This is a genomic window from Actinomadura vinacea, from assembly GCF_039532545.1.
GTDB classification, from domain to species: domain Bacteria; phylum Actinomycetota; class Actinomycetes; order Streptosporangiales; family Streptosporangiaceae; genus Spirillospora; species Spirillospora vinacea.
The window spans coordinates 1-11,827 of sequence record NZ_BAAARW010000017.1 but is presented as its reverse complement, the minus strand read 5'-3'; the positions used below and the strand labels follow the sequence as shown (position 1 = coordinate 11,827).

Below are 11,827 nucleotides of genomic sequence, written 5' to 3'. Positions count from 1 at the left end.
TGATCTGCACGCCCTTCGGCCGCCCGGTCGAACCCGACGTATAGATCACGTAGGCCAGCCGGTCAGGAAGCGTCACGGTCGCGCCCACGCTGGACGGACCGGCCAGCGCGGTCTCCATCTCGCGTGACCCGACCGTCATGTCGACGTCGCTGTCCGCGAGCATGAACTCGAGCCGGTCGGCCGGATAGTCCGGATCCAACGGCAGATAGGCACCACCCGCCAGCCACACACCGACCACCGCGACGACCATGTCCACGCCACGCTCCAGCCGAAGCCCCACCACCGACTCGGCACCGACGCCCCCAGCTCGCAGATAACGCGCCACCCGACCCGCCCGCTCCACCAACCCGGCATAAGTCAGGCACACATCCCCCGCCACCACCGCAACCGCGTCCGGGCACAGCCCCGCCCGCGCCGCGATCAACTCATGGATGCCGCCCACATCCGGAACAGCCGCACCCGTGTCGTTCCACTCCTCCAGCAGCTCGGAACGCTCCGCGGCCGTCAGCATCGGCAGCCGCGACAACGGCAGGTCCGGATCGGCGGCGACGGCGTCCAGCAGCATGACCAGATGCCCGGCCATGCGTTCCATCGTCGCGGCACCGAACAGGTCGGTGCTGTACTTGATCTCGCCCGTCAGGCCACCCGCACCGCCCGCGAACCGCATGGTCAGGTCGAACCTCACCGCCACCGGGCCGCCCGGAGCCGTGGTGCCGTCGTCGCCCCCGCCACCCGCGCCACCCGGGCCGCCCCGGCCGCCTCGTCCGTCGGCGTCGGCGTCGGCGGCATCATGGCTGAACAGCACCTGGAACAGCGGAGTGCGCGACCGCTCCCGCTCGACGTTCAGCGCGTCCACGACCTGCTCGAACGGCACGTCCTGGTTGGCGAAGGCGCCCAGGGCGACCTCACGGACCCGCCGCAGCAGGTCGGTGAATGTCGGGTCGCCCGACAGGTCCGCCCGCATCACGAGCGTGTCGACGAAACACCCGATGAGGCCCTCGATCTCGGCACGGTTGCGGCCCGCGACCGGGGTGCCTGTCACCACGTCGTCGGTCCCGCTCAGCCGCCCGAGAACGACCGAGAACGCCGCCAGCAAGGTCATGAACATCGACGCGCCACCGGCCTGCGCGATCCGCCGCAGCCCCGTCGACGTCTCCGGCGACACGGGGAACGTCAGCATCCTCCCCTCGCCCGACCGCACCGGCGGGCGCGGCCGGTCGGCGGGAAGCTCCATGACCGGCAGCCCCGCCAGCCGCGCCTTCCAGTAGGCCAGCTGGCCGTCCAGGACCTCGTCCGTCAGCCACTGGCGCTGCCACACCGCGAAGTCGGCGTACTGCACCGCGAGCGGCGGCAGCGGATCCGGCTCACCCGCGCGGAACGCCTCGTACAGCGCCGTCAGCTCGCGCCGCAGCACATGGGTCGACCAGTCGTCGAAGATCACGTGGTGCGTCGAGAGCACCAGCAGGTGCTCGTCGGTGCCGAGCCGGATCAGCAGGCCGCGCAGCAGCGGACCGGCGGCCAGGTCGAACGGCACCGCGGTGACCTGTGCGGCCACCCGCTCGGCCGCGCCGTACCGGCTGGTCTCTCCGGACACGTCGGCCACCGGCAGCGTGATCGGCTCCGGCGGATCGATCACCTGCTGCGCCACGCCGTCCGACCCCGCCACCAGCCGCGTGCGCAGCACCTCGTGCCGCGCCACCAGCGCGCTCAACGCCGCGCCCAGGGCCGCCACGTCCGTGTCCCCGGTCAGCGGCAGCGGCGTCGGCAGGTTGAACGCCGTCGAGCCCGGGTTGAGCCGCTCGAGGAACCAGAGCCGCTGCTGGGCGAACGACAGCGGCAGGATGCCCGCCCGCGATGCGGGGGTGACCGGCCGGGCCCGCGGGCCCACGCGGTTCCGCAGCAGCTCGATGATCTCTTCGCGGCACCCCCGCAACCGCTCTCGCAGGTCGGCGGTCAGCGTGTCCCTGGGCGCGGACACGCGGAGCCGCCCCCCGGTGACGTCGAAGTGCACACCGCGGCCCTCAAGCTCGGCGAGCAGGTCCGCAGGGGAGATCGTCATCGCGTAACACCATCCTCGTCAGTCGTCGCGGCCGGGGGGCCGGCGTCCAGCAACCGGAGCACCTCGGCCTCCGACAGGTTCTCGATCTCCGCCCAGATCCGTTGTTCGACGTCCGCCGCCAGGGCCCGAACCGTAGGCCGGTCGAACGACGCCGCGAGCGGGATCTCGATCCCGAACCGCGCGCGGACGCGGGAGATCATCTGGGTGGCCAGCAGCGAGTGGCCGCCCAGCTCGAAGAAGTCGTCCACGGCACCGACCCGGTCCACGCCCAGCACCTGCGCCCAGATCTCCGCCAGCGCCTCCTCGGCCTCGCCCGACGGCGCCACGTAGCCGCCCGCCAGCTCCGGCCTGGCCCCGTCGAGGGCGGGCAGCGCGGTCCGGTCGAGCTTGCCGTTCGGGGTCACCGGGAGCGCGGCGAGCTCGACGAACACGGCGGGGACCATGAACTCCGGCAGGCTCCGCCGCAGCAGGTCACGGAGCTCACCGATCGCCGGGACGCCCGCCGCGTGGTCGGCCGGGACCAGGTAGGAGACCAGGCGCCGCTCGCCGTCCTCGCCCCACGGCACGGTCACCGCCGACCGCACACCGGGATGGGCGGCGAGCGCCGCGTCGATCTCGCCGGGTTCGATCCGGAACCCGCGCACCTTCACCTGCTGGTCGAGGCGGCCCAGGAAGTCGAGCCGCCCGTCGTCCCGGCGGCGTACCCGGTCGCCCGTGCGGTAGAGGCGCGCCCCGTCGCCGGTGTACGGGTCGGCCACGAACCGCTCGGCCGTCAGGGCCGGACGGCCACCGTAACCCCGCGCCACCTGCGCTCCGCCAATGAACAGCTCGCCCGGTACCCCGGCCGGGACCGGCCTGAGGCACTCGTCCAGGACGAGCAGCCGGACGCCCTGGACCGGTGTGCCGATCGGGGGTGCCTCGTGGACCTCCGGGCCCACCTCCCCGGTCGTGACCATGACGGTGGTCTCGGTCGGGCCGTAGGTGTTCACCAGTCGCCGATCCGGCGCCCAGATGGCCGCGACCTGCGCGGTCAGCCGTTCGGCGCCGAGCAGTAGCGTCCGCAGGCCGGGGAGTTCGGCCGGGTCGAGCGCTCCGAGCAACGAAGGCGTGACGCTGGCGGCCGACAGCCCCCCGGCGTTGATGAGCGAGGTCAGCGCCGCCGGTTCGGCCCGTTCCACGGCGGTCGCCACGGCCAGCGTGCCGCCGGCTGCCAGCACGACGGCGACGTCGAGCGAGGCGGCGTCGAAGCCGAACGAGGCGAACTGCAGCACGCGCACGCCCGGCCCTGCCTCCAGCACCGGTCGGAGCGCGGCCGCCATGTTGGCCGCACTCGCGTGCTCGACCTGAACACCCTTGGGCCGTCCGGTCGAGCCCGACGTGTAGATCACGTACGCCAGCCGACCCGGATGTGCCTCCGCCCCCGGCGGCGTGACGGGCAAGGCCCCCAACACCGACACCACTGCCGGGTCATCGAGCCGTACCACTGTCGTCTCGCCACCTGCGAGGTGGTCGCCCCGCGTGACCAGGACGCGAGCGCGGCTGTCGGCCAGCATGAAGGCCAGCCGCTCGGGCGGGTATTCGGGATCCAGTGGCAGATAGGCTCCGCCGGCCTGCCACACCGCCACCATTCCGACGACCATGTCGATGCTCCGGGGCAGACACAGTCCCACGACGGACTCGGCTCCGACACCGGCGGCCCGCAGGTGGTGCGCGAGCCGGTTCGCCCGCGCGACCAGTCCGCCGTAGGTCAGCGCGGCGCCGTCGCACACGACCGCCACTGCGTCCCGATCCGTCTCCGCGCGCGCGACGATCTGCTCGGGCACCCCGTCAACGGCGGCCGTGCCTCTCGACTCGCCCGCCAGGGCATCTTGCTCGGCCTGCGTCAGCATCGGCAGCCGCGACAGCGGACGGCCAGGGTCCCCGGCCACCGCCTCCAGCACGGCGACGAGATGCCCGGCCAGGCGTTCCATCGCCGCCGCGTCGAACAGGGCGGTGCTGTACTCGATCACCCCGGCCAGACCGTCTCCCGGGGCGACGTCCGCCGTCGTCACGATCAGGTCGAACTTCACCGGGAGCGCCTCGGCCGCGGCCTCCCCGTCCGCCGAGGCCATGTCGTCCCGGCCGGGATGACCGGTGACGTGACTGAAGAGCACCTGGAAGAGCGGCGTGCGGGAACGATCCCGCTCGGTGACCAGGGCGTCGACCAGCTGCTCGAACGGCAGATCCTGGTGGGCGTAGGCGTCCAGCGCGGTCCGCCGCACCCGGCCGAGCAGCTCGGTGAACGCCGGGTCGCCGGACAGGTCGGCCCGCATGACCAGCGTGTTGACGAAGAACCCGACCAGGTCCTCGGTCTCCACTCGGTCGCGGCCCGCCACCGGCGTCCCGGCGACCACGTCGTCCTGCCCGCCGTAGCGGCCCAGGACCACGGCGAAGGCCGCGAGCAGCGTCATGAACATCGTGGCGCCGCCGTCACGCGCGACCTTCCGCAGTCCTGCCGCGACCGGCTCCGGCACGTCGAACGAGACGACCGCGCCCGCGTTGGGACGCACGGGCGGCCGTGGCCGGTTCGTCGGCAGCTCCAGCACGGGCGCGCCATCGAGCCGGTCCCTCCAGTAGTCCAGTTGCCGCTCGACGACGTCGCCGGTCAGCCGGTTCCGCTGCCACACCGCGAAGTCGGCGTACTGGACCGCGAGCGGTGCCAACGGGTTCGGCTCACCCTCCGCGAACGCGTCGTAGAGTGCTGACACTTCGCGGCGCAGGATGCGCACCGACCAGTCGTCGACCACGACGTGATGCAGGACCATGGCCAGCAGATGCTCGCCGGACCCCACCCGGATCAGCGCGGCGCGGACCAAGGGTCCGGCGGCCAGATCGAAGGGGGTCGTCGCGTCGGCGGCGACCAGGCGCCGGGCCGCCCAGGCCGGGTCGGGCGACGCCGAGACGTCCACCACCGGCAGCGGGACGGGCGCGGGTGGGTCGATCACCTGGCGGGGCACACCGTCAGGCCCGGCCACCAGCCGGGTGCGCAAGACCTCGTGGCGGGCGACGACGGCGCTCAGCGCGGCGCCCAGCGCCTGAGCGTCCAGCGCGCCGGTCCACGCCATTGGCGACGGGACGTTGTACTCAGCCGATCCGGGCTCCAACTGGTCCAGGAACCACAGTCGCTGCTGGGCGAACGACAGCGGCAGCGGCTCGGTCCGGTCGGCGGTCGTGATCGGTGGCGGCGCCGGCTCCTTGGCGGCCGTCCCTTCGACCGCACTTGCCAGGCCGCGCACGGTCCGCTGGTCGAACAGCGCCGCGAGCGGCGTCTCGACCCCGAACACGTCCCGGATCCGGGACATGACCTGGGTCGCCAGGAGCGAATGCCCGCCGAGCTCGAAGAAGTCGTCCGTGGCGCCGACCCGGTCCACCTTCAGCACCTGAGCCCAGACGCCCGCGACAAGCTCTTCGGCCGGGGTGATGGGCGCCTCATACCCGGCCGACGCCGGCCGGGTGTCGTTCGGAGCGGGCAGCGCCGCCCGGTCGATCTTGCCGTTCGGTGTCAGCGGCAGCGCGGCCAGCTCGGTGAAGACCGACGGCACCATGAACCCCGGCAGCCGCTCCCCAGCGAACGCCCGCAATTCATGTACGGCCGGGACGCCGTCGGCCTGGTCGGCCGCGACCATGTGGGCGACCAGCCGGCATCCCGAGCCTTCACCGAACGTCGTCACCGCGGCCGCGCCCACCCGGGGATGAGCAGCCAGCACCGCCTCCACCTCGCCCGGCTCGATCCGGAAGCCCCGGACCTTGAGCTGGTCGTCGACGCGGCCGAGGAACTCCAACCGGCCTTCCGGCAACCATCGCACCCGGTCGCCGGTCCGATACAGCCGTGAGCCGTCACCGGCGAACGGATCGGGTACGAACCGCCCCGCCGTCAGCGCCGGGCGCCCGCCATAGCCACGCGCGACACCCGCACCGGCGACCAGGAGCTCCCCGGTCACCCCGACCGGCACCGGCTGAAGCCGTTCGTCCAGCACGTACAGGCGGGTGTTGGCGATCGGCGCCCCGATCGAGGGCACCCCGTCCTCCACCACACCGGCGCTCGCGCACACCGTCGCCTCGGTCGGACCATAGGCGTTCAGCAGACGATGCCGCCGAGTCCAGGCCTCCGCCAGACCCGCATCCAGCCGTTCCCCGGCTGCCACCAGCGTGACCGCGTCGTCCACCCCGTCCGGCTGCAGCGCCCGCAACAGCGATGGCGGAACCGTCGCGACCGCGATGCCTTCGGCATGTAACAGACGTGCCAAGGCACTCGGCTCGACCCGCTGCTCAGCCGTCGCCACCACCAAAGTCCCGCCGCCTGCGAGCGTCACACACACTTCCGACACGGCGGCGTCGAAACCGAATGAGGCGAACTGCACCACCGCATCACCACGACCGACACCGAAAACCGGAGTCTGCCCCGCGACCAGATTCACCACGCCGCCATGCGTGACATGCACGCCCTTGGGACGTCCTGTCGATCCCGACGTGTAGATCACATAGGCGAGCCGATCGGGATGGGTCATCGGGCCGGGAGCGCTGGACGGTCCGGCCAGGGCGGTGGCCATCTCGTGCGGGCCGATCACAACCTCCGCTCTGCCGTCCGCCCGCATGAACTCCAGCCGCTCTGCCGGATAGTCCGGGTCCAGCGGGAGGTAGGCGCCTCCGGCCTGCCAGACCCCGAGCATCGCCACGACCATGTCGATGCCTCGCTCGAGGCAGAGTCCGATGACGGCCTCGGCGCGTACGCCCCGCCGCCCACGCACGTAGTGCGCCACGCGCCCGGCCCGCTCCATCAGACCGGCGTAGGTGAGCCGGACGCCGTCGCACACCACCGCCACCGCGTCCGGACGCGCCGCGGCCTCGGCGGCGATCAGTTCGTGGACGCCGCCCGCATCCGGCAACGGCACGACCGTGTCGGTCCACTCGTCGAGGATCGTCGCGCGTTCGGACTCCGTCAGAAGCGGCAGCTCACCGACCCGGTACCCCTTGTCGGCGATGACGGCGTCGAGGATGACGGCCAGGTGGTCGGCCAGGCGCGCGATCGTGGCGGCGTCATAGCGGGCCCGGTCGTAGGCGAGCCGGATCGTGAACTCCGGCTGCCACCCGGCGATCGCCACGAGCGGCTGGTCGGCCCGCTGGCCGACCAGGTTGCGGTCCACCCGCAGCCCCCTCGCCGCCGAGCGTTCCGCGCCGTCCTCCAGATCGGCCACCGGATAGTTCTCGAAGACGAAGAGGCTGTGGAACAGCGGCCAGCCGGCGGGCAGGCCGCCGCTCGCCGCGATCGTCACCAGCGGGGTGTGCTCGAACTCCCGGCCCCGCACCTGCTCGTCCTGGAGCGCGGCGAGCCAGTCGGCCACGAGGCGGTCGCGGTCGAGGCGGACCCGTACCGGAGTGGTGTTGATCAGCAGGCCGACCATGGAGTCCATGCCGTCGACCTGGCCGCCTCGCCCCGACGACGTCACGCCGAACACGACGTCGTCCGATCCGCTGTAGATCGACATGAGCAGCGCCCACGCGCCTTGCACCACGTTGTTGAGCGTCAGCCGCCGGCACCGCGCGAACTCCACGAGGCCGTCGCCGCGCACGGCGGCGGAGAGCTTCACCGGGTACAGGGCCTGTCCCTCGTCTCCGGTGGCGCGCTCCACCCCGAGCGACGTCGGTTCGCCGACTCCCGCCAGGTGCTCGCGCCAGTAGCGCCGCGCGTCCTCCAGATCATGCCGCGCCACCCAGGCCACGAACTCCCGGAACGGCGTACGCACCGGCAGCCGCGGCCGCCGGCCCGCGCGAAAGGCGTCGTAGGCCTCCAGCACCTCGCCGATCACGATCGGGACGCTCCACCCGTCCAGCATCATCTGGTGGTGGCTCCACACCATCTGGTGCCGGTCGGCGGCCAGCCGGATCAGCGCGATGCGTGTCAGCGAGGGCTCGGCGAAGTCGGCGCCGCGCGCGAGGTCCGCGGCGAGGTAGGCGTCGAGGCCGGACGCGTCCACCACTTGCCAGGGCAGCGGAACCGACCGCGACACGACCGCCACCGGTTCGGGCACCCCGTCCCACACCACCGTGCTGCGCAACACCTCGTGCCGTTCGAAGACCATCTCCCAGGCGCGGCGCAGGGCCGCCTCGTCGAGCCGCCCCTCCAGCAGGTAGCCGTACTGCGCCCAGTGCATGCCCGGTTCCGGGGCGAGCCGGGTATGGAGCAACATCCCCTGCTGCATTCCCGTCAGCGGGTAGATGTTCTCGATCGTGCGGTTGGACGCCGTCATGGTGAACCTCCGGAGTCGAAACGCCGCTGGATGAGGTCGAGAGCGTCCTGGTCCAGCCCGGCGAGGGGGAAGTCCGACGGGGTGTAGCCGCCGACGCCGGCGCTGAGGCAGTGGTCGATCAGGTCGCCGAGCACTTCGGTGTAACGCCGCGCCAGCCTGCCGATCGTGGCCTCCTCATGGACCTGGCCGCCGTACGTCCAGACCATCTCCAGGCGGCCCCCGGCGACCTGGGTGTTGATCGAGAGCAGGTGGGCACGGTCGGCGTCCGCCGGTTCGGATTCGCCGATCCGCCGCCCGGTCGGCCGGTACCGTCCGGCCGACCGGGTCGCCTGCGTCGTCTGGCCGAGGTAGTTGAAGCCGATCTCCGGCGCCGGGCCAAGGGGGGTCTCGCCGGTGAGGTGGCGCAGCAACGTGTAGCCGAGCCCCTTGCGTGGGACGGCCCGTAGTCTCTCCTTGGTGCGCCGCAGCGCCGCGCCCAGGTCGCCGTCGGCCGCCGCGCCGAGCACCACCGGGTGGACGATGGTGAACCAGCCGACCGTCCGCGAAAGATCGATGTCGGCGCCGACGTCCTCGCGTCCGTGCCCCTCCAGGTCGACCACGACCTGCTCCGTACGGGCCCACGGCGCGAGCACCATCCCGAGCGCGGCCAGCAGCACATCGTTGATCTGTGTCTGGAACGCCGCGGGCACTTCGTGCAGGAGCCGCCCGGTCTGCTCGGCGCCGAGGGTGACCGAGATCCTCCTGGCCAGCGCGTTGGTGTTGGGGCCGTCGTGGTCGCGCGGCAACGCGCCGGCGGCGGCCTCGACCTCGCGCCAGTAGCCGGCCTCGGCCGGGTCGATGGAGCCTGCCAGCTCGGTCAGCCGCTGCGACCATGCCCTGAAGGACGTCGTCTTGGCCGGCAGTTCGGCGCCCTCGTACGCAAGGGACAGGTCCTCCAGCAGGATCGGCCACGACACCGCGTCCACGACGAGGTGGTGCGCCACGATCAGGAGCACCTGGTTCGCTTCGCCGCGTTCGAAGAGCACGGCGCGGAGCAGCGGGCCGTCCGACAGATCCAGGCCGGCCTGTGCCTCGGCGCCGCGGGCCCAGTCGTCACCCTCGACGACCCACAGCAGCTCGCCGGGCTCGACGGCGACCATCCGGCCGGTCCAAACGCCCTCGTCACGGACGAACCGCGAACGCAAGGCGTCGTGGTGCTCGACCACCGTGTGCAGGGCCTGCCGCAACCGCTCAGGCGTGACCCGCTCGGCGACCGCCAACACCATCGACTGGTTGAAATGCCACGGCTCGGGCAGCTCCCGTTCCAGGAACCACCGCTGGATCGGCGACAGCGGGAAGTCGCCCACCACCAGGCCCTGCTCGGCGTCGACCGGGCTCTCCGAGCTCGCCACCGAGGCGAGGCCCGCCACGGTCTGATGATCGAACACCTGGACGACCGTGATGTGGACGCTGCGTTCGCGAGCCCGCGCGACGACCTGGATGCTCATGATCGAGTCGCCGCCGAGCTCGAAGAAGTTGTCCTCGACCCCCACTTGCTCGACGCCCAGCACCTGCGTCCACACCTCGGCGAGCACCCGCTCGACCTCGGTGCGCGGCTCCACGTACGCGGTGGCCGACCCGACCCTGCTCCCCTCCAACGCCGGGAGCGCGGCCCGGTCGATCTTGCCGTTGGGAGTCAGCGGCAGCTCGGCCAGCTCGGTGAACACCGAGGGGATCATGAACGCGGGAAGCCGCTCCCCCACGAACGCCCGCAGCCCACCCACGTCCGGGACACCGTCGGCCCGATCGGCCGAGACCAGGTGGGCGACCAGGCGGCGATCGGCGCCCTCGCCCGCGGCCACCACCACGGCCGAATCCACCAAGGGATGAGCGGCCAGCACCGCCTCTACCTCGCCCGGCTCGATCCGGAAACCACGCACCTTCACCTGCTCGTCGACACGCCCCAGGAACTCCAGCCGCCCGTCCGGCAGCCACCGCACCCGGTCACCGGTGCGATACAGGCGCGACCCGTCGCCCGCGAACAGATCAGCCACGAAACGCTCCGCGGTCAACGCCGGTCGGCCCCCGTAGCCGCGAGCGACCTGCTCGCCGCCGATCCACAACTCGCCGGGTGCCCGGACGGGCACCGGGTTGAGATGCGCATCCAGCACATAGAGCCGAGTGCCGGGCAGCGGCCCACCGATCGGCACCGCACGATCGGCCCCATTCTCCGCGAGAACGGTCACCGTGCTGTAGGTGGAGTCGATGGTCGTTTCGGTGACGCCGTAGGCGGTCAGCACCCGCACCTCCGGCCCGAACACCTCGCGGGCCCGGGCAGCGGCACCGGTCCGCCAGACATCGGTGGTCACCACCACAAGCCGCAGATCATCCAGCCGCCGGCCATGCTCGACCAGCTGGTCCACGTAACGCGGTGCCGACTCCAGCGCGTTGATCCGCTCAGCCGACATCAGCGCCGCCCACTCGGCGACGTCGAGCTGCAACCCGACACGGCCCAGCACCAACGTTCCACCCGAGCACAACGCGCGCACGACGTCACCGGTGAACACATCGAAGCTCGCGCTCGCCAACGACAACCAGCGATAACGGGATCCAGGCTCGAAGTGCGCCGCCTGCCACGCCGCGAACACCATCGCCAACGACCCGAACGTGACCAGCGTGCCCTTCGGCCACCCCGTCGTCCCGGAGGTGTAGATCACCGCCGCCAGGCCCACCGCGTCGACCGGTACCGGGTCCGCCGCCGGGCAAGCCTCGATCTCCGGGTCATCCAGCCAGACCACGGTCAGGCCATCCGCCACGCCCTGCGCGACCGTCCGATGCCCGACCAGCACGCGCATACCGCTGTCGGACACCATGAACGCCAGCCGATCCGGCGGGTACTCCGGATCCAACGCCAGATATGCGGCGCCCGCACGCCACACCGCCACCACTGCGACCACGAGATCGACACCGCGCTCCAGGCAGAGCCCCACCACCGACTCAGGTCCAACGCCCACACCGCGCAGATGGGACACCAGCCGATCCGCCCGCCCCAGCAACTCCGCATAGGTCAGCGCATCGTCGCCACACCGCACCGCGACCGACTCCGGATCGGCAGCCGCGATCAGCGCCCGGACGTCGGCCGCTTCGGCAACGGCCGGGCCGAACCCCTGCTCAACCGAGGCCGGCATCGGCAGTTCGGACAACCGCCGATCCCCCGCGACCCCGTCCAACAGCACCCCCAGATGCCCGACCATCCGCTCCACGGTCACCGCATCGAACAGTGCAGTGCTGAACTCGAGCTCGCCCGACAGGGCACCCTCACCCCTGTCACCGACGGTCAGCGTCAGATCGAAGAGAGTCTCCCGAGGCTCGTCACCGGTGACCTCGAACGGAACGCCGTACGCCGTGCCGGGGCCGTCGTCCCTGTCGCGCAGCACGTAGTTGAAGAACACCTGGAAGAGCGGTGTCCGGGAGCGGTCTCGTTCGGTCACCAGAGCGTCGA

3 protein-coding genes are annotated in these 11,827 nt (G+C 72.0%); all 3 read right to left on the bottom strand.

Translation table 11 applies throughout. The features are described 5' to 3' along the window. A partial coding sequence (locus tag ABD340_RS23670; protein ID WP_344591678.1) for a condensation domain-containing protein occupies nt 1-2,059 on the bottom strand: 2,059 nt, incomplete at its 3' end. Next, the gene (locus tag ABD340_RS23665; protein ID WP_344591676.1) at nt 2,056-8,346 is read right to left on the bottom strand and encodes an amino acid adenylation domain-containing protein; all 6,291 of its coding nucleotides are present in this window, start codon (nt 8,344-8,346) and stop codon (nt 2,056-2,058) included. The genes ABD340_RS23665 and ABD340_RS23670, both read right to left, overlap by 4 nt. Continuing rightward, on the bottom strand, nt 8,343-11,827 hold a 3,485-nt coding region (locus ABD340_RS23660), incomplete at its 5' end, for an amino acid adenylation domain-containing protein (RefSeq protein WP_344591675.1). The genes ABD340_RS23665 and ABD340_RS23660, both read right to left, overlap by 4 nt.

Excerpts from the sequence above, each read along its gene's own strand:
- ABD340_RS23665 (WP_344591676.1), bottom strand. The coding sequence starts at position 8,346 with ATGACGGCGTCCAACCGCACGATCGAGAACATCTACCCGCTGACGGGA.